Origin of the sequence: Chloroflexus sp. MS-CIW-1 (assembly GCF_030444705.1) — a bacterium.
In the GTDB taxonomy this organism is placed as follows: Bacteria; Chloroflexota; Chloroflexia; order Chloroflexales; family Chloroflexaceae; genus Chloroflexus.
Map to the genome: position 1 here is coordinate 1859783 of NZ_JAUBWR010000001.1, position 25095 is coordinate 1884877.

Sequence of the window (25095 nt, forward strand, 5' to 3'; positions counted from 1 at the left end):
GACTATAATACAGTATACAACTGTCCTATACATGTGTCAGCAACAGATATTGATCGATCGCAGTTCATGGTCTTTCAACTTTTTCTGATCATTACAAGGAGCTATCCATGACCGAACTGGCCGAACATGCGCCATCGGTTGCGGTAAGCGCCCCCTTACTCCCTCTGAAAATCACGCCGCCACCGGTGCGGCCCGACGAGATTCTGCGTCCTGATCTGCAAGCCATGCTCGCAGAGGTGCGCTTGCTACCGGTAACGCTGGTTGTCGCACCAGCAGGCTACGGCAAAACGACCCTACTGGCGCAATGGGCCGATCAGCTTGTCCAGACCGGAGCGCAGGTAGCCTGGCTTGGTCTGGAAGCCAGTGATCAAGAGCCAGCGTTACTTCTGGCATATCTCATCGGGGCAATCCGCCGCGTGATGCCCTTCATTGGTGAACAGGCGCTGCGGATATTGCAAAGTATCTCGGGTCTTGATCGCAACTGGCCGCTGGTTGCGGGGGCGCTGCTCGGTGATATTCAGCGCGATCTTCAATCGCCAACCGTTCTGATACTCGATGATGTGCATACCATCGCTGATGGACCGATTACTACCGATCTCCTTGGCTACCTGCTGCGGGCAGCACCGCCTCATCTGCATATTGTTATGGCATCGCGCCGCCCACTCACTTTTGCGCCACTCCCGCGCTTACGCGCCGAAGGTGCGCTCCTCGAGGTAGGTGCTCAAGACCTGTTGCTGCGTCGCCATGAGGTGATTGAACTGTTGACACGCGCCGACGTTACCCTGTCTGATGAAGAAATCGATCTCCTCCTTGATCGTACCGGCGGCTGGATGTTAAGTGTGCAGCTTGCAGTGCGCACACTTGCCCGTCTGACACCAGCTCAGCGCTATCCGTACTTGCAGGGGCTGGCGACCAATCAGTACGATCTGTTTGGGTATCTGGCATCTGAAGTGCTGTCTGAGCTACCCGAACGGTTGGTTGACCGCCTGATTTGTGCCGCCTTGTTAGGACAGGTGAATCCGGCCTGGCTCGATGAGGCGCTACAAGTAAAGGATAGTGCCCAGTTGATCGAGCAGGCAATATCACTTGGCCTGCCCATAACCGTCGAGACCGGCAATAATACCAATGGTGAGCGTATCTTTCGCTTCCACCCACTCTGGCAGCGTTTACTGGCTGACCGGGCGTTGACACGCTTTGATCGCACCTTTGTCCGTGAGCTGCACCAACGATTCGGAGAAGTGTTGGCGCGTCATGACCAGATTGAGGCTGCACTGCGTCATCTGGCGGCAGCAGAAAATCCGACTGCAATTGCCCGTGCCCTCCGCGAGCATGCCTGGCCGCTCATCGATACATTGCAACGCGAGAGTCTACGGAGCTGGATCGAACGTCTACCTCCTGAAGTGCGCGAACATGATCCCGAATTGCTCCATATGTACGGCTGGAGCCTCTTCACAACCGATCGTGAACGCGCATTGGAACTGATCAGTGAGGCGGCTGAAGCTTATCGCCAGAACGGATTACCAACGCAAGAATTACGAGCGTTGCGCGATATGACGATCCTGTTGTTTTGGGCTGACACCCCATCGAAATTTGACCAGGTCTGTCGGCAAGTGATTGCTGCCGCACAACGAGCCACCGATCCGTGGTCACGTGGTGCAGCACTGGTCGGCTTAATGGCCCTCCTCTACAATCGGGGCCGGTTTCGGGCGGCATTACGGGTTGCCCGCTGGGCTGATCAGCGCCCCCTCAGCGTGCTATGGCAGTGGTTGCTGGCCGTCTTACGTGCTTCCATCTATATTCAGCAGGGCTATCCAGCCGATGCCTTAACGGCAATTCGCGCCGCGCTCGAATTGCCGCGCATTGACCGCAACGACATGTTGCGCCAGTCGCTCTTGCTCTTGCAGGCGATGGCCCTGTACCAGCAAGGCAAGCGGGACGATGCATTTATTCAGGCGCAAGAGAGTTACCAACGCTTGAATGACTATGCCCCCGGTAGCGTCCTGACAGGTAATGCCGCTTTGATTCTAGCGATTCTGCTCGTTGAACACGATCAAAGTGAGGTAGCAGAGACCTATCTGCAACGGGTACGTCAGATCGCTGCTCATCTTGACGACCGGTTGCTCGCGATGCGGGCCAGAATTATTGAGATTTATGTACTGTTCCGCAATGCACAACCGACGGCTACCGCGCAAGCCTTGCAATGCTGGCGGCAAATATCAACGCAGCGTGAAGAGGGTGTCTTCGCGACCCTGTATGCACAAGAGCTTTGGATGCAGAGTCTGTTACTGATTGTCCTTGGTGAAGGTGGCGACCATGGGCAGGCCCTTGATCTGGCGCAAGATCTGATCAGAGCAATGGGCCAGCGCAACGATGGGCTGTTTCGCGCTCTCGTCCATATCTATCGTGCCTACCTCGTTGCGCAAAACCGACCAGACGATCCATCAATTACCAGCGATCTTACCACTGCCTGCGCAATCTGTGATCGGGCTGGTGTTCAGTCGCTACCTTTCATCCCGCAGCCGGCAATAAAGTGGGCGATTGCCACTGCACTTCGGCTTGGTTTGTCGAGTCAGGCGATGCTGGCTGCACTTCGCCAACTCGATGCCGCAACGTTGAGTACAACGCTCATTTCGCTCCTCGATGAATCAGTACCACTGAAGATTCGACTGCGGAGTGCTTCCCTGATCGGCGAATTAGGGTTGGTCAGTGCGTATAGTGCTCTGCGCAGTTTGTTGAAAGATCGCTCGTTACAGATGCGAACGGCGGCGAGTGAAGCGTTGGAACGTCTGGTTTACCGTCCACCGTACCGTCTTGTCATTCGTGCGCTGGGTAGCTTTCAAGTGCTACGCGGCGATCAAGAAATCCGTGATCGCGACTGGCGCAGTGTGAAAGCACGTCACCTCTTGCAGTTGCTGCTGATCGAGCGTGGTCGAATGTTACCCCGTGAGCAGATTATGGATATGCTCTGGCCGGGATTAGACGGTGAATCGGCATCAAATAATCTACGGGTGACAGTGAGCAGATTGATCCGGGCGTTAGAACCGGATCGACCTGAAGGTGCCCCTACCTACTACCTGCTGCAACAAGGTGACACGTATGGCTTCAATGTCGAGAGCGATCACTGGTACGATGTAGCCGAATTTGTTCGGGCAGTGGAACGTGGCCGGCACGCATTGCAACGCAACCAGCTTAACGAGGCGCGCAAAGCCTTTCAAGAGGCAGTGTCATATTATAGCGGACCATTTTTACCTGACAGCCTCTACGAGGATTGGTCGGTTGTCGAACGAGAACGGTTAGGGTTGCTGTTTACCGAAGCTGCCCTCGCTTTGGGACGTATCCTGTTCGATGCACAACAGTTCCACGACGCCATCAAGCTAGGCTGGCGTGTGGTGGAATATGACAAAGCGCAGGAAGAGGCGTATCAGTTATTGATTCGATCCTACAGTATGATTGGTGAGCGCAGTACGGCTATTCGTCTCTATCACCGTTGTGTTACCGCACTGCGCGAAGAATTGGGGGTTGATCCATTACCGGAAACAGTTGCTCTGTTTGAGCAGGTGCGTGGCAAAAGAGCTTCGTAACGTTCCACCGCATTATTCGGTCGATTACGTGGCCGCAATCAGATTCAGATACCCATTTCCGGGAAGATTAACCGCTACCACCGATTATTGGTTGGTCAGCACCATTCGCTGTACCACTGTTCACACCAGAAGAAGCTGCGCTGCGCAGGTGGTTGGCAATAAATACCAGGAGTTCATCAAGCTGATCAATGCGGCTCTCGAAACCGGTACCGATATGCTGGATTCGTCCGTGCCACTGCGGGGTGGCCTCATCGTTTTCAGCTACCACAATCCGCACCAGAAACGATTCGACTCGTCGAGTCGCCATAGAGCTTTCCTTATGCTACCATCTGTGACATACTGTCGCACATTTGAAAGTATCATACAGTGGCATTCTTACCATTTCATAACCATTTGAGAGGTATGTCGTGCAAGCAGTAATTGCAGTACTAGCCGGTGATGGTATCGGGCCAGAAGTTGTTGCCGAGGGATTGAAGGTGCTCCGTGCGGTTGCAAGCCGTTTTGGGCATCAGTTTTCGTTTCACGAGGCACTGATCGGCGGTTGCGCCATTGACGTAACCGGCAGTCCATTGCCAGCCGAAACTGTTGCCGTATGTCGTGCTGCCGATGCTATTCTGCTCGGCGCAGTAGGTGGGCCAAAATGGGACGATCCCCAGGCCCGTGTACGTCCTGAACAAGGCTTGTTGGGCATTCGTAAGGAATTAGGGCTGTTTGCCAATCTGCGTCCGGTCCGTATATATCCGCAATTGATCGATGCCTCACCGCTTCGGCCTGAACGATTGCAGGGGGTCGATCTGATCGTCGTGCGAGAGCTGACCGGAGGCATCTATTTCGGCGAGAAGCGCCGTGAGCAGGGTGATCATGGCGAATGGGCCAGTGACCTCTGCCTTTACAACGAAGAAGAGATCGTCCGTGTCGTGCGGGTGGCAGCGCACCTGGCCCGTCAACGGCGGAAGAAGCTGACGCTGGTCGATAAAGCAAATGTGCTCGAAACCAGTCGTCTATGGCGCAGTGTTACCACTCGTTTGATCAAAACGGAGTTTCCCGATTTGCACTTCGAGACCATGCTGGTCGATGCCTGCGCGATGCACCTGATCCGCCGACCAGCCGACTTTGACGTGATTGTGACCGAGAACATGTTTGGCGATATTTTGACCGACGAAGCCTCAATGCTGGCTGGTTCAATGGGGATGCTGCCATCGGCCTCGCTCGGTGATGGCCGACTGGGGTTGTACGAACCGATCCACGGTTCGGCGCCTGACATTGCTGGACAAGGTAAAGCTAATCCGCTGGCAACCATCTTGAGTGTGGCAATGCTTCTTCGTCATTCGTTGAATCTGCCCACTGAAGCCGACTGCGTTGAAGCTGCGGTTGCGTCGGTGATCGAACGAGGGATTGTAACGGCTGACATTGCCGTTCCTGGCCAGCACACGTACAGCACGACTGCAGTCGGCGACGCAGTTGCCGCTACCATTGCTGCCTGACGGTGTGGCTATGCTATACTGAGGAGCACGCTACCGAACCACAAGTCGCGAACAGCGGAAGGAGCGCTCGATGGAGCGAAAGATTCGTGTACTGGTTGCCAAACCTGGTCTGGATGGTCATGATCGTGGCGCAAAGGTCATTGCACGAGCATTACGCGACGCCGGCATGGAAGTCATCTACACCGGTCTTCAGCAGACCCCCCAGATGATCGTTGAGGCTGCATTGCAAGAAGACGTTGATGTTATCGGTCTCTCGATTCTCTCTGGCGCCCACATGACGCTACTGCCGAAGGTCATGCAGTTACTACGCGAACAGGGTATGACTGACGTGTTGGTCGTTGCCGGCGGCATTATTTCAGATGAAGACGCCGAGATTCTCAAGCGCGAGCATGGCATTGCAGAGGTATTCGGCCCCGGTTCGTCAACACAGGCCATCATTGATTTTATTCGTTCTCACGTCGAGCTGACGCGGGGTTAAGCTTATGAATGAGCACGAATTGGTAACGCGCCTGCGCAACGGTGAGCGGCGGGCGTTGGCGCGTGCCATTTCACTGGTTGAACAGGGTGGTCCAGTTGCCCGTGCGCTGATGGCCGCGGTGTACCCGTATGGCGACGCACACCGGGTAGGAATTACTGGACCACCTGGGGCCGGGAAATCAACGTTGGTGACTGCCCTAGCCCAGGAATGGCGCAAACGTGGGGTTCCAATTGGAATTGTCGCTGTCGATCCCTCATCGCCCTTCAGTGGCGGCGCCGTACTCGGTGATCGCATACGTATGCAGGCACTCGGTGGTGATCCCGGTGTTTTCATTCGGAGCATGGCCAGTCGTGGCCGAATGGGTGGATTGGCACGAGCTACGGCTAATGCGGTTACCCTCATTGCCGCAGCCGGTTTTCCGGTTATCTTGATTGAAACCGTTGGCGCCGGTCAAGATGAAGTTGATATTGCGCAAACTGCCGACACGACGATTGTCGTTGAAGTACCCGGTATGGGAGATGATGTGCAGAGCATCAAAGCCGGGATGCTTGAGATTGCCGATGTCTTTGTGGTAAATAAAGCTGATCGTCCTGGTACCGATCAAACAGTACGCCAACTGCGCACAATGTTGCAATTGGGCGCACCATCACCTGATGGTTGGTCACCACCGGTACTTACGGCCATCGCAACTACTGGCGAAGGTTGCGCACAAATTGTCGATGCAATAGAACAGCATCGACAGCACTTAATTGCTGCTAACATCAAAACCCAACGAGCATTAACGGCTGCCGAACGCGAGCTAACGGCAGCCGTTCAGGAGCTGATCCTCGAACGGCTGCGGGGCGAGCGTTGGAATGAACTGGTACAACAGATCGCTACTCGCCAGCGCGATCCATACGCTGCTGCAAGTGAGTTGTTACCTGCCGACCTCACTATCCGCAGTGGGTTAGCATAATCATACATGCACGCCGGATATGGTACGATAGCGGTGTAAAATCATCTGCTGAAAGGGACTATCGCCAGGCACAATCACAATTGGAGCTCCGTCAAACATCGCGAGAGCCTGCAATAACGCCCGGTACGCTTCACCACTCGACGACACACCGTTTTGCAGCAAGCAGTCGAGGATTATCCGGCGGAAGGAGGAAGACTGTGCAAGTTAATCCGGCTATTTTCAAGGCCTACGATATTCGTGGCATTTATCCAACTGAACTGAACGAAGAAATTGCCTATCTCATTGGACGCGCCTTCGTCACCTTTCTCGGCGCAGAGACGGTCATTGTCGGGCGCGACATGCGTACTTCGGGGCCGGTGCTGTTCGATGCGGTGACGCGGGGGATCATGGATCAGGGTGCTGACGTGGTAGACATCGGCATGGTCAGTACCGATCAATACTATTTTGCGTGCACCCAACTGGGATTTCCCGGTATGATGGTAACGGCCTCGCACAACCCCAAACAGTACAATGGATTCAAAATGGTACGGCGCATGCCATACCTCTTGTCGGGCGATGAGGGTATTCAAGACTTACGCCGTCTGGTCGAGAGCGAAGCCTTCCCAACACCAACCCGCCGCGGGCAACGTCGCGAATACGATTTCAAAGCGCAATTCGTCCAGAAAGTGCTCTCACTCATTGATGTCGAAGCGATCAAACCGCTCAAGGTCATTGTCGATACCGGCAACGGCATGGTAGGGCCGATTTTGCAGGAGGTGTATGCCCATCTGCCCATCCAGTTAACCGGGATGTATCTCGACCCCGACGGCACCCTCCCTAATCACGGTCTCGATCCGTTGATGCCGGAAAATCGGGCTGAATTGCAGCAACGGGTCAAAGATGAAGGGGCCGACATCGGCTTTGCTTTTGACGGTGATGGTGACCGCTTCTTTGCGATTGATGACCGCGGGGAGTTTATCTCAGGCGATTTCCTGACCGCTATTCTAGGTCGTTACCTCCTGGAGAAAGAGCCGGGAGCGAAAATCATCTACGATGTACGCGCTTCGTGGGCCGTACCTGACGAAGTACGAGCTGCTGGTGGGATTCCATTGATCGAGCGGGTTGGTCATGCGTTTATCAAGCGCCGGATGGCAAAGGAAGATGCCATCTTTGCCGGCGAAGTTTCTGGACATTACTACTTCAAAGCCTTCGCGTTTGCCGATTCGGGGATCATTCCCTCGCTCTACCTGCTAGAGATGCTCTCAAAGCGCGGCGTAAAGATGAGCGAACTGCTTAGCCGACTCGAATCGCGTTACTTCATTTCTGGCGAAATCAATTCACGGGTCAGCGATGTCGCTGCCAAACTCAACGAAATCGCCGAACGCTACAGCGATGGCAAGATTGAACGCATTGATGGCATCTCGGTGAGCTACGACACCTGGCATTTCAATGTACGCGGCTCGAATACCGAACCACTCATCAGGTTGAATCTGGAATCGATTGCCTCACGGGCCGAGATGGAAGCCAGGCGTGATGAAGTGCTGGCGATTATTCGTTCATAAACCGTTCAGCACGAGCGTAACTGCACTTCTGTTGCCTTGTGCTACAATCAGCCTTGCCAGCTCGCCAATCATGCCATTGCCATATAAGGAGGTTTATTGTGAGTGTAAAAAAGATCGGTATTCTGGTGGGTCGTGAGTGGTCGTGGCCACCTGCATTTATTGAAGAGGTCAATCGTCGCAATGCTGGGGTGCATGCCGAGTTTATCAAGTTGGGCGGTACACGTATGGCCGAGCTGTGCGATTACGACGTAATCGTTGATCGCATCAGTCACGAAATACCATACTATCGCACGTTCCTGAAAACTGCTGCGCTCAGCGGTACCCGAATCGTGAATAACCCCTTCTGGTGGAGCGCCGATGATAAGTTCTTCGGCGCTTCGCTGGCAACTGCGCTCGGTATCCCGCACCCGCGCACCGTTGCACTACCATCTCACTCGTACATCGAAGGGGTGGTTGAAGAGTCACTGCGCAATCTGCAATATCCAATTCCCTGGAAAGATCATGTTGATTACGTCGGTGGCTTTCCGGTGATTCTCAAACCGGCCTGGGGTGGTGGTTTCAAGAAGGTTTACAAGGTTCATTCGTATGAGGAACTGTGGCGAGCGTACAACGAGACCGGTATTGAGTGCATGATGCTGCAAGAGTACATCCCATGGGAAAAGTATGTGCGCTGTATCGTGATCGGTCGTCGCCACATTATGACCATTAAATTCGATGCGAATGCACCCTGGCCACACCGCTATTTCCGCGATGACAACTACCTTACCCCCGAAGAAGGGCGTCAGGTCGTAGACGCTGCGCTCAAACTCAATCAAGCGCTCGGCTATGACATGAACACCGTTGAGTTCGCCATTCGAAACGGCGTGGCTTACGCGATTGATTTTACCAATCCAGCACCCGATTTTGATGTCAATTCGCTGACCCCCTACTACTTCGACTGGGTAGTGCGCACGATGGCCGATTTCACCATCGAACTGGCCCGGCAAGGGCGGGCCAAACCGGAAGAACTGGTATGGCATCGCTTCCTGGATGGGCCAATGGCGCCGGTAAACAGTGCGGTAACACCGACAAACGACAATCCGAAAGACAATTCATCACCTGGTGAAACACCTGCCGCTCCCAAGCGACGACGAACTACGAAGAAGAAAGCCGCTGAAGAGGCCTGATGATTGTGTTGAGCAGTAAATGGCTCGGTACCGGTCATTTACTGCTCACAAAGGTACGATACTATGACACTTGCTCAGGCAATTGCCGATTACCACGCTTTACTTGAACCGGCGTTGGCCATTGATTCGTGGCAACGGTTAACCGAAGAGATGCGTGCCCGCCAGCTCTACTTCGGTGAGCGGCCACTAGCAACTGTACTGCGACCACGACTCATCACCGCATCGCAATACGATCTCCTCCGCCGTGGTACGCAGCAGGTCGCCGAGGCAGCACGAGCCATTGTAGCGGCGGCACTCGAATCTTCAGAGCTAGGGCAGGAAGTGCGCGATGTTCTCATGCTCACCCCTCTCGAAGAGCGCCTGATTGCGATGCATCCCGGTTATCTTGAACCAAGTGCCCATTCACGAATGGACACATTCCTGACAGTCGATGGTACCTCATTACAATTTGTCGAATACAATGCTGAGAGTCCGGCGGCAATTGCCTATGAAGATTTGTTGACGCAAGCGTTTTTGGCGATGCCGGTAATGACCGAGTTTATGAAGCGGTACGCGCTCACAACCCTACCGGCCCGCCAATACATGCTGCGCACCTTGCTCGATTGCTGGCAAGCGGCAGGAAGTCCTGGTCACGAACCACGTGTCGCAATCGTTGACTGGCATGGTTTGCCAACGGCGACCGAGTTCGAGATGTTCCGGCGTTATTTTACCGAACACGGTCTCCCAACTGTGATCTGCGCCCCGCAAGACCTTTCCTTCCGCGATGGTCAGTTACTGGCGCCGACTCCCGAAGGTAGTGACATGCCGGTCACCATCGTGTTCAAGCGCGTCCTGACCAGTGAGTTCCTCTCGCACTATGGCGAAGAAGCGCTGACGCACCCGCTGGTGCAGGCCTATGCTACCGGCGCATGTGTGATAGTGAACTCATTTCGCGCCAAACTGTTGCACAAGAAATCGCTCTTCGCCCTTCTCTCTGATGAGCGCTTCCATGACCCGCTAACTGCTGCGCAACGTGCGGCGGTGGCAGCTCACGTACCTTGGACAAGAGTAGTACGACCCGGCATTACAACGTATCAGCACGAATTGATCGATCTGCTGCCCTTCGTCCGTAAGAATCGTGAACGTTTCCTGTTGAAACCCAACGACGAATACGGCGGTAAAGGTATCACGATTGGCTGGGAAGCTAGTGCTGACGAGTGGGATGCTGCACTGCAAGCAGCACTTACTTCACCGTTTGTCGTTCAAGAGCGGGTTACCATCGCTTACGAACCGTATCCTGCTCTGATTGACGGTCAGGTAGTGATTAGTGAACGTCTGGTCGATAGCGATCCGTTCTTATTCGGCACTGAAGTCAACGGATGTTTGTGTCGACTCTCGACGGTGACCCTCTTGAACGTCACTGCCGGCGGAGGGAGTACCGTTCCAGTCTTTATTATCGAGGATTCACCTGCGTCGGGAGCAGGCGATGATAGTCTATGATGCGCTTGGACGACGCATAGAACTAACGGCATCACCACAGCGAATCGTCTCGCTGGTACCGAGTATGACCGAGTGGTTGTTTAGCGTTGGCGCTGGGGATCGGGTGGTCGGCATCACCGACTATTGCATTGAACCGGCGGCGGCGCTGCAACACCTGCCACGACTACGGGGGACGAAGAATCCGGATCGCGCTGCCATTCTTGCCCTCAAGCCTGACCTGATCATTGCCGAGCAAGAAGAGAACCGGGAACGCGATGTGAACGCCCTGAGTGCTGCCGGGCTGCAAGTGTATGTGACGGCTATTCGGAGTGTCGCCGATGCCGCCGCTCAACTGGCGGCGTTGGCGGAAGTTTTAGATGTCGTTGCGGCAGCAACACCCCTTACTGATGCCTTGCAGCAAGTGCTTCTTGATCCTCCATTGCCAACGTATCGTGTGCTTGCCATGATCTGGCGTGACCCCTGGATGGCTATCGGGCGTGACACGTATGCTGGTGATCTGCTCCGGCTAAGTGGTTGCAGGAACGTCGCGGAGGTACTTCCTGGTCGCTACCCACGGGCAGCACTGGCCGATTTCCTCGCTCTCGAGCCAGAAGTGATCTTGCTACCAAGCGAGCCGTATCCTTTCGGTGAACGTGACAAGCTGGCACTGCTCGAAGCCGGTGCTCGTTGTCGGATCGAGTTCTGCGATGGAATGGCACTGACCTGGCCCGGTCCACGCACACCAGCAGCAATTGCCGCGTTTCGTAGAATGTTCTGGGGAGTTTATGAACCCACTCATCCGCTTACGTGAAGTAGCGCTTAATACCATCTTGGGAACCCGTGAGGACGAGGTGCTGAACGATCCCCCACCACCACCCGTTGCTGTCGATGGAGTCGCTCTGGCGGCTGAACTTAAACAAGCCGTGAACCGCTTTAAGGCAATGGCAATGGATGAAGAAGGCAGGCAGGTCGCGTACCAGCAACTGCGTGACGATCCGGCTTATATCACCTATCGCACCAAACTAACCCCTCTCCTCCAACGGTTTGATCCGGCCTCACTTCCGGATCGTCCGACCCAGTTGGCTTTTTGGATCAATCTCTACAATGCACTAGTCATTGATGCTGTTATCGCATTTGGGATCACAACCAGCATCGCCGAGCAGTGGGCTGGCCTTAGCTTTTTTCGAGCGGCAGCATACCGGATCGGTGGTCAACGCTGTTCACTCGATGATATTGAGCATGGCATTCTCCGCGCCAATCGTGGTCATCCGTTCATTCCCGGCCCCCAGTTTGCCGACAATGACCCACGGCTCGCCTGGATCATCGATCCACCCGATCACCGCATTCACTTTGCGCTCAACTGCGCCAGTAGCTCGTGTCCACCAATCGGGGTATACAGCGCCGAACAGATCGAACAACAGCTCGATCTGGCACTCCGCAATTTTGTAGCCGCCGACGTTACCATCGATCCCGACCGCGCCGAAATTCATCTGTCGCGCATTTTTGACTGGTACCGCGACGATTTTGGCGGGCCGAACGGGATTATTCAACTCCTCCGCCAGGCCCTACCGGATGATGAACGGCGGGCATGGCTGATGCAAGCGCGGCGTGGTCGGCTGGTCTATCGTCCTTACGACTGGACATTGAACATTATCTGATGGAACACCTATGACTGACGACTGGCGTAAACGATCACTGAAAGAACTCTACCGCTTAACCGGCCAAATCTTCTCGCAGATTCCAGAGTTAGCACGTCTGTGGGGAGGTGCGTACCGGGCACTCAACTTCGCCGATGTGCCCTTCACTCCTCTACGCAAACCGCTGTCCGCGTGTCGCCTGGCACTTATCACGACTGGCGGTGTCCATCGGCGCGATCAGGAGCCGTTTGACATGAGCGATCCACACGGTGATGCGACGTATCGTCGTATTCCTGCCTCAACTCCCTTGCATGAATTGACCATTACCCACGACTACTACGACCACAGTGACGCAGATCGTGACCTGAACATTCTCTTCCCTCTCGAACTTGTGCGGTATCTGGTGGGTCGTGGTATCATCGGCAGCCTGGCTGACAGCTACGGTTTCATGGGCCATATCGAACCACCTCACCTCAACACACTAATCCAACAAACGGCACCAGAAGTTGCCACCTTCCTCAAGCAAGACCAGGTGGATGCCGTCTTGCTGACACCTGGTTGAGGGCTCTGTAATCAGTCCGTGGGACTGATCGCACGTATTGTTGAACATGCTGGCATCAGCACCATCTGCATCGTGAGTCTGAAGCCAATAGCCGAGCAGATACGTCCGCCGCGCACCCTGCACCTGGCGTGGCCGTTCGGACATCCCCTCGGCGAGCCGGGGAACCGGGTACAGCAGCTTGCTGTGCTGCACGCAGCGCTGCAGGCCCTCGCCACGGCCCAACCAGGGCAAATCCTAGAACCGGGCTGGCGTTGGCGACGCGAACAGTATACGTTGCCAGAAGGGTGGGGGTAGAGCCTTACCGCGAAACCATCTCAGCATTACGGCGAAACCGGAGTCATGCTTACTATCTTCTATGTGTTAGAATAGAGATCAGGATACACAAAAATGTCTGTATAAGGGCGCGATCATGTTGCTGGTATTGTGGATACTCCCGGCGCTCATCATATTTTTCGTTGGCCTGATCTACATCTACATCTACATCCGCCTGGATACGGCAGGACAAGCAGCGGTAGCACAACGATGGCGTGATTTCATACCGTGGATATTATTTGGCATTGCAATCTCGCTCGTATACTACTCGATCCTTGCTCGTACTGAAGAGGGTATTTCTCCATCTCAAGAGAATGATACATTATCTATAACTACAAACAAAGATGAGTATACGTTGTTCATTTTGTATTCGCGCACGACTCACGTCGACACCATTACCAATTCTTCACACGAATTTGTTCTTTGGCTGAAAAATAACGGTAGCGCCACTCCGTTGAAAGTCACAGTTGAATTCTCCAGTACCATCCCTTTCACGTTCACTGATGATACCGGTACACCAGTCGCGTTACCGTTAACATTAACAACCGATAATACTCCACGCCAGCAGCGTCTGGTGATGCAATCCCTGCCCGTAAGTATGGAAATTGAGATCAAGGTCAGCGATAGAAACGGGCAGAGCGAGACGAAAAAGATTGGTATTGCGTATGAAACACAGGCTGCGTTCTTCTGGCGAACGTTCAGAAACTTCGTTGGCGATGCGGGTCTAGGGTTGGCGGCTGCTTCGGCTGTATTCGGTATCGGCTGGCAAATATTTAACGAGCGACGACAGGAACGATTGAACCAACAATCTGAAAGCATTCGTGAAATACGAGATCTTTTTGAACGTGACCTTGTTGAATGGCATCTCACTACTGAAACGATCAAGCAGGACGTAAGCCAAAACTGGGAAGATCAGGCACGCAGTGAACTGAATATTACCCTTAGAGAACAGCGTTCACAGTTGTCCAGCAGTGCTGAAAAAGAGCGGGTCAGGCGCCTTTTGCATGATGCCGCAGAATACTTCCGTGCGGAAGATGGCAGAAGACTGAAAGGCATTTTCGAGTTGCTCAAGTTGGCGCATCCAGCGTTCCTTTCTGAAATTAACGCTGCCAAGTTACTGACGCCAACGTATGATCAACAGAGTGCAGAAACCACACTTGATATTTGTGCGAACATTTTGCAACATTTTCAGATGAATGGCTACGAACTTGTCATCGCAATGCTTGAGAGGCTGGCTTCCCATGCTGAAGGGAGACAATACCTCTTGCAGTTCATTTCTGAGAATGTCACCTCATCTAATGCGAACGTCTCCGACATGCGCGAAGTCATCAAACTTGCATCAAACGATCCGCGCATCCGTCAGCATTTAGCTGATGAACTACCTCCAACTTACGTATGGCCGTTGTTTACTCCTCCACATCCAAAGAATATTGTCCGGCCTAAACCAATCACTGATTGGCTGGAAGTGAATGAATTATCGATCAATCCTTTCGATCTGGAAGAATTACAAGGTTTTGGCAAGTTCTGGGAAAGTATCGAATTAACTCGCAATCAGCAACATACTACAATTGTTGCTAGTAGCAAGTTCGACTGTTACATCGCTGCATTTGCGCTATACAACGAACTCCGCAAACCGAATACACAGTGTCTCCCTTTCCTGGTTTTTCTATCCGATTTTGATCCGATTACCTGCGGGAGTCTGATACATTTCATCGGACGTAAAGCTGGAGAGTATTGGTGCACCTTACTGGCCCGTCAGCCAGAGACGATACTCTGGTTATTAGAAGATGAACAGATATTACTGGCCGAGTGGATGATGTGGGTCAGCGGATCGTTGCCAGCACTGCGGCGCATCTTACGCAATCAGAGTTTACAAAACCAGAGTTCGCAAAGCCGGGGTTCACAAAGTGATGTGGTTAGACAAATCATGCTACATCTTCTCGATAGATTGTTATCCAATGCTACACCGAAGATACCGGATGCCAGAACCGTGCTGGATTGGTTGACTATCCACCCACCCGGTATCGAACGGATGCACCTAATTGCTATTGACGATACCGGAGACGATCGAGCCAGGCAATTCGCCAAATTGAGCATGATTTGCAGCGAGTTGGTCTTACATACACCTTATTCACGACTTCCACGCATACAGACGAACACGGACATTCCGAAAGTATCCGGTTGCGCTGGACAGAAAAGGATTTGCGGTCGCTGCTGGATAGTACAGTCGTTATTGTCAGTGAACAAAAGCGGTCTCTGTTTGAACTAATCGAATTAGGAAACTCTGCAACAAGTAAAGAGGAATTCGTAACAGAAATACTAAAGCGTGCCCATGGCTCATTCGCATTAAGTCTGATCATTTTCCAACACGCATTGGCACGCCACCTGGCGAAATACCTAGATCAATATGATCCAGAGTATCGTTTTCTCAATGAATCTGACTTTAGATGACGAAGGGTACAGATAACCACAACACGGTCATTGCTATTGAGGCCCTCGACACACTTGCTGCCGAGCACGAACTGCACCTGCAACCGCTGGTCTTTGTCGAGCCAAACCGTTATACCGCATATACCGGTATGCGCTCATTGGTAATCGTTGGAGACAGTGGTTCGGGAAAGACGGCACTGCGCCTAGCACTGACACGCCATGGAACCCTGGAAAATACCCCACTGGCATACCTGGTGGTGAACTGGCAACCAGAACCGCTCGCAGACGTGCGCGGTAGTCCGGCAGTACGAGCCTTTGTACGCCAGACGCTGCAAGCCTGCGCAACTACACTGTTGACAATCCTGGTTAGGCATCCTGACCTGTTCCGCCGCGCACCACCGACGGTTCAGATGATGTTCCACTGGTTTCTTCAAGCCTACATCAGCGCAGACCGACAACATCTGTGGGCGACGGTTGAGGAGTAAGCGGGTAATGATGAAGGCAAATCGCTGGGTCAGCATCTGGTATTTGAGCCAGCAACACCCATACTACACCCTGAGACAACCGAACAACGTATCATTTCTCACTTGACCAGCACCCTCCAGCGCATTAGTGTGCGCGGTGTATGGGTAACGATTGATGGGTTCGATCCCTGGCTACGAGGATCAACCGCTCTCGTGTCAGAACAAATGATTGCCATCCTCTCAACCCTCGAACTTCTTGATCTGAATGGTTTTGCAATCAAAATGTTTGCGCCACGTGCACTCGAATCAGATATTACTAGAAGTTGGGGTATTGTTAAAGATCGCATTGAGCTAGAAACTCTCACGTGGACGCCAGAACAATTGACGACAATCACTGAACGCCACATTGCAGCGAAGATAGGGAAACCATCACTGCACTTGAGCGATCTCTGTGTGGCCGATCGGGATATCCGTGACTGGTTGCAACGCTACGGCGGAAGCACGCCACGCGGCTGGCTCAGATTGATTCGTCCGTTGGTGGATGCTTTTGCCGCTGCTGGCGCATCGCATCCACTTCCTCATAGCGTATGGAATTCGCTCAAGCGCACCCATCCGCCCCGTCTCTCCATTGACCTTAAAACCGACCGTGTCTTCATCGGTGAGGCCGAGATTGTTGGGTTGCAACCCCGCTCCTACCGGCTGCTTCGCTATCTCTACGAGAACCGCTCACGGCGTGTCCCGCGCAGCGAACTCTACTACCGCGCTTATCTGGGTCTTGCTGAAGAGCCACGCACCCGCGATGACCGCGGCTGGCAAGAACCCACCGAGTGGAGCAACGTGCTCGATAATGCAATCCTGCGCCTGCGTCGGATCATCGAACCTGATCCCCGCCGTCCAATCTATATCGTTACCGATCGCGGATGGGGAGTCAAATTGGAACACTCTATATGAAACGATCCATTGCTACACCCTTCCTGCCGATTGTAAAACATTTGTTTGACACGGTATCGGCCAGAAACCAGTTGGTGAGGTTATGGTGAGATGAAGCTATGTTTTGTGCAACCATTCTGAAGGACAAACGAGACATGCAGATGGTATGCTTATATAAAGATTTATGACTGTGTCTAGCGAACACAAGTTCTATGCCATTCTAATGCGAAAAGGCCAATATCCTGCACCACAGCATCACAAGTGACAACGTTACGTGCGCCGATAATTTATAGATAAGGTATGGTTACTCTTGTGAATGATAACGGTGAGCCTGAAAAGCACACTCTTGAATCGGCCGACTGGTTCCGGCGCATCGGTCTACGGTTCGACCCGTATGTTCATCTGGAAGCATCGAGTGATCCTCATTTATCCGAATACACTGTTGACCTCGAAATATTCCGTGTTGCACTGGAAAATAAACCGACTATCATCATCGCCCCGCCAGGTGGTGGCAAAACCGCAATGCGCGTTGCCGTTACCAGGACAAGCTGGTTCGACATCGGCGGATCATATCCGTTTCCGCTTCCCTATAATTTAGGGATAGTGCCGCTTACCGGAAAGCCGCCAACTGCCAGGGAGCATCTACACTTGCTGCTTGAAGCCGGTGCCTGTGCGTTGCTCACAGGTCTGGCCTTTCGTCCAGAGCGGTTATTCAGAGTATCAAGTACGGATATCCGAACCATAACCACCATTCTGCGCGCTGGTTTACCAGGACCACTCGATTACTACCTTGCTATTCTACGTGAAATCGGCACTCCTGCTGGATTGACCCCGCTTTTGGAACGAACATACGCTCTCACTGCACCGCCGCCACCTGATGTTCTTGATCGGTTTTGCAATACGTTAGCAACGTCTGGAACTGACGCTATGCGTGGGCGGATGGAGGAGGTCTTTCAGACATTTGTCGAGGTCGTGACCGACGCGCTCGGCTTCAGCCATGTTCTGCTTCTAATTGATGGCCTCGATGCAATATATGAAAATCAGGAAGACTCTCAACACGCAGCACCATGGGCTTTCGAGCTATTTGATCGCTCTGAAACGTGGGCTAAATCGAAAACCTTTATCAAACTATTCATCCCCGATTCGCTAGAATCTGCTATAACTGAATACCTTCACCACCATGCTATTTCCACGCAGATAGCTCGTATCATTTGGAACCACGACTTACTGGTGAGTATGCTACGGAAACGCATTTCCGTTGCTTCCGAAGAACGCTTCGAGTCGCTCGACGCTATTAGCACGCCGGCACTAACCAATGTCGAACAACAGATTGTGAAAAATCTGCCGCCTTTGCCGCGCATTGCACTCCAGGTAACTCGGAAGGCAATCTTACATTACGCGGCGCGTTTGAACGACGGATGGCAACTTGATGAGGAGGACATTCGCTATGCTATCGCCTGGTATCACCATTACGCAACCCAGCGCAGTCTATCGCTGCCATCGCGTTGATAAGAACCAACACAGTCTAGCCTGGCAGGGCACCGGCTCCATGTCCAGGATTTCAAGCATGTTCGTTGATCAAGGGAACGGGAGGATAAGCATGACACAAACCGATCCACCGGTGTACCGAGCCGATCTCTTTGTCAATCGTGAAAAAGAGATCGAAACGGTAACCAAGGCACTTGAGAACATTGCACGCGGCGATGCTGAGCAGGTGCGGACAATAGTGTTTCGAGGCGAACGTGGATTAGGCAAAAGCTGGCTGGCACTTCATCTCCATCGCTCTGCTATACATCGCTCTGCTATAAAAGAGAAAGCATCCACTCGGATACCAGATTATCGCATCGTATCGTTCTTAATCAGTCTTACACCGCCCCCTAAAGAATTGCAAGTAGGTGAACGAGAATGGTATATCACCAGCAATGATATATCTCAGATCGAAAGCGGGGATGAGCGGCACTACGAACACTTGCTTCAGGAGCTTCTTGCCTGGATCGCAAAACAACTTGACATTGTTCGCTCACCTTACGCTTCATTGCGCGATCTCTCCGCATGGCTGGCACAGGACCTCAGAAAAAAGCTGGAATCAGAACAAGACCTGATAATCTGCCTGATTCTAGACTCGGTGTTCGAAGCAAACAGGGGCTTCCTCGATTATTTAGAACGCTACCTGCTCGCCGCGTTTGCAGCGTTACCACGTGTTTTAATCATTATGACAGGCCGTGGCCGTCCATATCTCTGGAAATCTCCTTATCTGCGCCTCGAACGTGAAGACCAATCGCTCAATCCTTTCTCGCTTGAACAGGTTACCAAGCAGATAAAAAATCACTTCAAAAATCATCTCAAGGATCACCTCAAGAATCACCACAAGATACACTCATAGCTGCCAATCTTTCCGACGAAGCGATCGAACAACTAGCAAAGAAAGTGATCAACCTAGGTGGCGGGTATCCACTGACGAACGAGTTGCTTGCCAGAGCATTCGTGCATCAGGTGCTCGGCAGATCACCGAAGAGTGATGATCTCGAACAAGCAATCAATAGCGCGACCATTGATGACAAAGTGCTAGAGGATGTAGCAAGCCGCTTGTTAGAAGTGATACCCGCGCAATGGCGCGACAAGTTGCGAGAAGTACTCAATGCGCTGTGTGTGCTCAAGGATGGGTTTCGTGAACATGAGATGCCTTACTTTCTAGCGGAACTGCGTAATACGAAACCGGAGGGACCAGAATACACGATTAAAGCTATGCGTGGCTTGCGAGATCTTCTGCTTGAAACGAACCTAGGACGCTGGCAAGATGCAAGGTACGTCCTCGACGAAGCAGTACGTACTGTTCTTGAACAGCTTCTGAAATCGCAAAAGCGAGAAGTCTGGCGACGCTTGCACGAACGGGCTGTAAATCTGTACGAAGACTGGGCGAAAAGGTATCCGAACAGTAGGCAGTACTTCGAACAGCGCGCCGAATACCATCGTAGGGTGCTAGCGGAAGATGTCGGTCATTCTGTCTCATTCGCATGAACGACAAAGAGGACTTTGCTATGAGTGAGCATGAACTTGAGCGTTATACTGGAGCATGGGCAACTCCTGACCTGGTTGGACGGGAGGCGATACTTAAACAGATTGATACAGCGATCTCTAGTACTTCGGGAGCATCTATTATTGCCCTGTACGGTAAGGGTGGTATCGGCAAAACGCGCATTTTGAACGACACGTTCAAGCGACGCAAACCCGGACTTTTCCTGGCACAGCAGGTAGTTGATCTGTACGACATGCAGTATCACAGTAGTCTAGCGCTTGCCAGTGCGATCTACGCCTCACTGAACGTTGCCAATAGTGGTCACTTCCGCACCTTTGAGGAAAAACGTGCGCAGCAGTACAAAGCGCAGATCTCGGGGGATGTGCGTGCGATTGCCGAAGCAACCCAGGAGACATTGCAAGCATTCATCACCGACTTCAACCGTTTCTCGCAGTCGCAGCACGTCGTGATTGCGCTTGATACGGTTGAACGCATTGCTTACGGCGCAACTGAGCAACGTCCGCCATTTCAGGTGGCCGCAGCCTGGCAATGGCTGATCGAGACCCTACCCCACTGGGGCAACGTTACTGTTCTGGTTGCCGGTCGCAACCAGATTCGCCATCTCTTCCCAGACCTTGAGAACCATCCGGCAATTCGTCTAACACGTATCGAAGTAGAACCATTCACCCCAAAGGAAACAAACGAATATCTCGACGCAGTGGCGCGAGCCGCCGAACAAGCGGGTGAGCAAGCGGTTGCGGATACACTGCGCGATCTGAAGCCGCAGGACAGGGAGCGGGTGTACCGCTACTCCGGCGGTGCGCCGATTATGCTTGCACTTTTGGCCGATTACATCAGCATTTCCGGATTCGGGCAAATACCAGACATCCTCGATGTCGATACCGATCCTGCGCGTGCACAAGAGGAACTCGAGCAGCAGATCGTCAATCGTATGATGTCCACTAAAGGCATCAAAGATGTGCTCCTTGCGTTGGGGCGCGCACCAAAAGGCGTTGATCGTCAACTGCTGAAGACTCTGCTCCACAAGCCAGATGGTGAAGTACTTAGCCATCTCGAGGCGATCAGTCGTCTATCGTTCATTAAGGTGCGCGATAGGCGCTACTTCCTGCACGACGAGATGTACGCTATCCTGAGGCGACAGATCTATAATCAGCCGGGCGATGACCGGGACGCGGGTGATGTCAACCGTAACATTCTTCAATGGTACCGGGCACAGATCGACGAGTGCAATAAGCAACTCAACGACCTGTACACGCCAATTGAGCAGGAAAACCACTCAGTCGAGGAAGCACCGCACCTCGATCACGAGCGTATCGCTCGAATCACCAGTGTTCAACAGGAGAAGCATCGTTTAATGGTCGAACTTATGTACTACACCCTGCGGTATAAGCCATACGACGGGTTTCGGGAGTACTTCAACCTGAGCTCCTACGCGACCTCAACCGGTAACACCATGCTTGATATTCAGCTCCAGGCAGAGCTGCTGGCATTCCTCGATGAGCGCGACCCGTCAGGGCAGCAACCATACATTGATGGTCTGGAACGCGAAGTGGTGGTGGGTGTTACCAAAATTTCCCCTGTAGTGCGCCTGTATGGGGAGGGAAATTACCTTGCTGTCATTCGGGAAGCGCAGCGATTGCGGCAGCAAAACATTGATCAGATAATCAAAGCTGCGCTCAACATTTGGGAAGCGCTGGCAATGACTGAACGCGGCACAGAAGAGGAGCAATCCCCTGAACGTATTAAAAGCCTGCTAGATGATGCCGAACAAATCTTGAGCGACGTGGATAAATCAGCGAACGTTTCTGAGACGAGAGAATTGCTCGTTAACAGTCTGCTGGCGCTGGTGCATCAGGTTCGCGGATTCGGGTTGCGGTTTCGTGGGCAGGTACACCAGGCTATCAAAGAATACCGTCGTGCCGCTACTCGCTGGCGAAGGGTTAAGATGCCAGTCTACCTGGCCTCGATACTAAACAACCTTGGATTTGCTGAGAGTGAGGAGGGAAGCTTTACCGATGGCCAGAGGTTGGTCGAGGAAAGTCTTAAGATCCGCAAGGAACTGGGTGACTGGGTATTGATCGGCCTGAGCTACGCCACTCTCTCACTCGTCCTTATCAATGCTGGCAATCATAAGCTGGCACAGGCCAATGCAGAGCGTGCGCTGAGATTATTCAGGGCCGTCGGATACCTCATGGGACAAGGAATAGCATTGCGGAACCTGGCCGAGGTGCTGCGTCGATCAGCAAAGCATCATGATGATCTTAATCAACGCATTCAGTGCTTGCGGAAGGCAATCCAATATGCGCAGGAGGCCTATGAAATCTTCGGTGAGATAGGCTCGTCATTACGCCGGATCGAGCCGTTAATTGAAAAAGGAGATGCGCTGCGCCGTCTCATCGCAATAAAGTGCGGTCATCCTTCGTTGTTGGAAGAAGACCGCGGCGCACTGTTGGATCAGAGTGTGGAGACACTAGAAAGCGCCATCCGCCTTGCACGTGACCAAAGAAATTCATTCCGTCAAGTTGTTGCCGGAGTCAATATGGCCTATGCAGGCTTTCATGGAGAACGACCGGACATCATCGAGAAGGGTCTGCGTGAAGCACGTGAAGCAATCCCCTCTAACTACCTGATCACTGGTGAAAGGCTACCGAATTCCCAAGACCCGAACATCTATCATCCCCAAGTATTCAACGAACTTGCACGCATCCATATGTTGATCGGGCACCACCTCTTCGCTCATTATCGTCGCAACCGGTCGGAGGAAAACTTGAAGGATAACTTGAAGCGTATTGAAGATGAACATCTCAGACTTGCCAAGTTGTTCGTTGAAGACAGCAAGGTAGATTTTCGGACGGTCGATGATAGCTTGCGCTATGCGATCCATTATTATGCGCTGGCATTTGAGTATGATCGGGTATTCATGGGCAGCGACCCCCATTACACACTCAGCGATCCCGGTGGATTGCGTGGACAAAACAGTGTGTATAACCGATTGAAGGATTTGAGCGCCAAAGAATTAGACATCGTTGCGCAGGCAGTACGCACATTCGAGCAGGACTATCCAGTTCGAGGAAAAAGGTCGGCGATGCGCGATCTCCTTGAACGTTGTGCATTGCTAATCGAGTAGCATCCCTGCTGATTGTTGGCCAGATGTCTATCTAACCGCAGCGGACGTAGCGAGTGCTTGGTATAAAGCGTTGCACTCTTAGCGTCGCTGCGGTGTATTCTTGTAACGAAGTTAATTCGGCACCCGGTATGCCAGAGCTACGAGCACTGTGCTGCCGCGCCCAGCCGCCCGCCTGCGTACCGCAGCAAACGCAATCCCTCCAACCGCAGCACTTCTGGAAAGAGGGCCTGATAGATACGGCAGTTCGGTGACTTGACATCGAAGCGTCCCGTTACACGATACGTTAGTGCCGGGCAGCCGCCAGCGCACCAGTAGCGCCACGTACACGTCCGACATCCTTCTTTTTCATCAACCGGAATGTATTGAATGCCTTTGGTATCCTCGCGAATCAGACGCAGTGGATCAGGCGCATCAACATCGGTAATCGTCTGCTCAATCGCCATGTGACACTTTGCTACCCTTCCACGTTGGTCAATAACCATATACGAATTACCGACACCACAGGTATAATCGTGAGGAACATCGAACCGCACCAGATCGAGCAGTGCGAGACGGTACGGCGGCAGATGTTGTTCGATAACCGCAAAAGCCGCTTTCATTGCCGCAATGATCTCCTCTTCGCCAAACGCAAGGTCGGTGTATGCGGCAGCATAGTCATTTGCACGATAAAAGTTCAGCGAAAACGGTAAGCCTCGATTCAGTGCATACGCAACCGTTTCAGGTAGCCCTGCAAGATTTCGATGCGACAGGGTGATGGAGAGCGACAGTGTCACACCGTGCTGTGCCAGTCGGTCGAGTGTTTGTGCTACACGGGCAAACGAACCGCGACCGTTGACGAACCGCCGCTGGCTATCGTGTAGGTCACCGATACCGTCAAGTGAGATCATCAAGTGCAAGTCACTGTCGTGGATCTGACGAATCTGGTGGTCACTGAGGGCAACGCCATTGCTGAGTATAACACCATCGAGAGTCAGATTGTGCCGTGCTGCGCTGTCGCGTGCGTACTGGTGAAGCATAATAACTAAAGGAAGGTTGAGCGTTGCTTCTCCACCTGCATATTTCAACTTTACTCGCCGAAACTGGTTTGCCACCGCAGAACGGATCACGGCATCAACCGCCTGCCGACCACGCATCTCATCCATTGCCTCAGATGTCTTCTTGAGGAAGCAGTAGTCGCAGCGCAGATTGCACGCATTCGTAATGTGCAGCCAGGCAGTTAACGTCTGCGATGGCATACGTCGCATAGCTGATAGGCGATCAACAGGCTGTACCAATTGCAATTTAGCCAGACGAAGTATGCCTTGCTGCACCATTAGCGCATTATCGCCTTCATAAACGGCATCAAACAATCGCTTGGGTTGACGAAACCGGTGAAGGAGTTGCCAGGCGGTCTGATCAAGGACGACCACACCAGCGTCGCCCTGCGGATTAAATGCCAGAGTCCAGTCTTCTGAAAGAGGAGCAGTATAGAGTGCGGGTAGCGTGTAAGCGGCTACGGGATTAATATCGGTATCGGTTGAGGGAGGAACCTTTTCAGATGGGCATGCGCAGTCTGGACATATCATCTCTGGTAAAGCAGATCAACGTCGAACTCATTCTTCATACGCGCTTCTACATCCGTTGCACAGAGGATATGCGGCATGAAATGAATTGGTGCTGCAACGTCCATTTGTCTCTCCTTACTGTTATTCGCTTTCACGCAGAGTATCTTCTCTCCGCTGCAAATCTGTAGCATACCCGTAGCCGGATTCCTGCACAGTTTTAACTTGCATGTAAGTACAATATACCTCATTTTTGATGCTTGTCTAGACCATGAAAACGGAAGGTACGGAAGGTGAGGTTTTAGTGAGATTATGATTGTCTCTTTCTGAGTCAGTAAAGACCGGATTGTATGAAACCTGGAATGTAGTCCGGGGAATGGCTTTGATATGCT

20 protein-coding genes are annotated in these 25095 nt (G+C 52.7%); 18 read left to right on the forward strand and 2 right to left on the reverse strand.

What is annotated here, in order from left to right; translation table 11 throughout:
* The first annotated feature begins 107 nt into the window (after positions 1-107).
* On the forward strand, positions 108-3581 hold the full coding sequence (locus QTO31_RS07490; protein ID WP_301428593.1) for a BTAD domain-containing putative transcriptional regulator: 3474 nt from the start codon (positions 108-110) through the stop codon (positions 3579-3581).
* Positions 3582-3648: 67 nt separating this feature from the next.
* Here the strand turns inward: QTO31_RS07490 and QTO31_RS07495 are convergent, their stop codons facing one another.
* The gene (locus QTO31_RS07495; RefSeq protein ID WP_035419126.1) at positions 3649-3888 is read right to left on the reverse strand and encodes a hypothetical protein; all 240 of its coding nucleotides are present in this window, start codon (positions 3886-3888) and stop codon (positions 3649-3651) included.
* 100 nt (positions 3889-3988) lie between these two features.
* On the opposite strand from QTO31_RS07495, the gene leuB reads away from it, so the two are divergent.
* The 17 genes from leuB to QTO31_RS07580 all read left to right on the forward strand — a co-directional run bounded on the left by leuB (position 3989) and on the right by QTO31_RS07580 (position 23162).
* On the forward strand, positions 3989-5065 hold the full coding sequence (gene leuB / locus QTO31_RS07500) for a 3-isopropylmalate dehydrogenase (RefSeq protein WP_301428596.1): 1077 nt from the start codon (positions 3989-3991) through the stop codon (positions 5063-5065).
* A gap of 70 nt (positions 5066-5135) precedes the next feature.
* Positions 5136-5543 (forward strand): cobalamin B12-binding domain-containing protein, encoded by a 408-nt coding sequence (locus tag QTO31_RS07505; protein WP_012255952.1) that lies wholly within the window; start codon positions 5136-5138, stop codon positions 5541-5543.
* Positions 5544-5547: 4 nt separating this feature from the next.
* On the forward strand, positions 5548-6498 hold the full coding sequence (meaB, locus tag QTO31_RS07510) for a methylmalonyl Co-A mutase-associated GTPase MeaB (RefSeq protein WP_301428597.1): 951 nt from the start codon (positions 5548-5550) through the stop codon (positions 6496-6498).
* 197 nt (positions 6499-6695) lie between these two features.
* Positions 6696-8039 carry a phosphomannomutase/phosphoglucomutase gene (locus QTO31_RS07515; protein ID WP_301428598.1) on the forward strand — a complete coding sequence of 448 codons (1344 nt, stop codon included), beginning with the start codon at positions 6696-6698 and terminating at the stop codon, positions 8037-8039.
* Positions 8040-8137: 98 nt separating this feature from the next.
* Positions 8138-9205 carry a RimK family alpha-L-glutamate ligase gene (locus QTO31_RS07520; protein ID WP_031458987.1) on the forward strand — a complete coding sequence of 356 codons (1068 nt, stop codon included), beginning with the start codon at positions 8138-8140 and terminating at the stop codon, positions 9203-9205.
* A 63-nt stretch (positions 9206-9268) separates the two neighbouring features.
* On the forward strand, positions 9269-10684 hold the full coding sequence (locus QTO31_RS07525) for a circularly permuted type 2 ATP-grasp protein (RefSeq protein WP_301428599.1): 1416 nt from the start codon (positions 9269-9271) through the stop codon (positions 10682-10684).
* Positions 10671-11474 (forward strand): helical backbone metal receptor, encoded by an 804-nt coding sequence (locus QTO31_RS07530; RefSeq protein ID WP_301428600.1) that lies wholly within the window; start codon positions 10671-10673, stop codon positions 11472-11474. The genes QTO31_RS07525 and QTO31_RS07530 overlap by 14 nt, the downstream gene beginning before the upstream one ends.
* Complete coding sequence (locus QTO31_RS07535; protein ID WP_301428601.1) at positions 11449-12321, forward strand: DUF547 domain-containing protein; 873 nt, start codon at positions 11449-11451, stop codon at positions 12319-12321. Before QTO31_RS07530 ends, QTO31_RS07535 begins: the two co-directional genes overlap by 26 nt.
* Positions 12322-12331: 10 nt before the next feature.
* Positions 12332-12862, forward strand: coding sequence for a glycine/sarcosine/betaine reductase selenoprotein B family protein (locus tag QTO31_RS07540; protein WP_301428602.1), 531 nt, complete (start codon positions 12332-12334; stop codon positions 12860-12862).
* Positions 12863-12880: 18 nt separating this feature from the next.
* Entirely contained in the window at positions 12881-13156 is a 276-nt protein-coding gene (locus QTO31_RS07545; protein ID WP_301428603.1) for a hypothetical protein, read from the forward strand.
* Between the two features lie 115 nt (positions 13157-13271).
* The gene (locus tag QTO31_RS07550; RefSeq protein ID WP_301428604.1) at positions 13272-15443 is read left to right on the forward strand and encodes a hypothetical protein; all 2172 of its coding nucleotides are present in this window, start codon (positions 13272-13274) and stop codon (positions 15441-15443) included.
* Positions 15444-15621: 178 nt separating this feature from the next.
* Positions 15622-16089: a hypothetical protein gene (locus QTO31_RS07555; RefSeq protein WP_301428605.1), complete on the forward strand. Its 468-nt coding sequence runs from the start codon at positions 15622-15624 to the stop codon at positions 16087-16089.
* Between the two features lie 102 nt (positions 16090-16191).
* The gene (locus tag QTO31_RS07560) at positions 16192-17019 is read left to right on the forward strand and encodes a winged helix-turn-helix domain-containing protein (RefSeq protein WP_301428606.1); all 828 of its coding nucleotides are present in this window, start codon (positions 16192-16194) and stop codon (positions 17017-17019) included.
* A 279-nt stretch (positions 17020-17298) separates the two neighbouring features.
* Entirely contained in the window at positions 17299-18507 is a 1209-nt protein-coding gene (locus QTO31_RS07565) for a hypothetical protein (RefSeq protein ID WP_301428608.1), read from the forward strand.
* Between the two features lie 91 nt (positions 18508-18598).
* Positions 18599-19381: a hypothetical protein gene (locus QTO31_RS07570; protein ID WP_301428609.1), complete on the forward strand. Its 783-nt coding sequence runs from the start codon at positions 18599-18601 to the stop codon at positions 19379-19381.
* A gap of 44 nt (positions 19382-19425) precedes the next feature.
* Entirely contained in the window at positions 19426-20016 is a 591-nt protein-coding gene (locus QTO31_RS07575) for a hypothetical protein (protein ID WP_301428610.1), read from the forward strand.
* A gap of 20 nt (positions 20017-20036) precedes the next feature.
* Complete coding sequence (locus tag QTO31_RS07580; protein WP_301428611.1) at positions 20037-23162, forward strand: tetratricopeptide repeat protein; 3126 nt, start codon at positions 20037-20039, stop codon at positions 23160-23162.
* A gap of 137 nt (positions 23163-23299) precedes the next feature.
* On the opposite strand, the gene QTO31_RS07585 is transcribed toward QTO31_RS07580, so the two are convergent.
* Positions 23300-24727, reverse strand: coding sequence for a radical SAM/SPASM domain-containing protein (locus QTO31_RS07585; protein WP_301428613.1), 1428 nt, complete (start codon positions 24725-24727; stop codon positions 23300-23302).
* Positions 24728-25095: the final 368 nt, after the last annotated feature.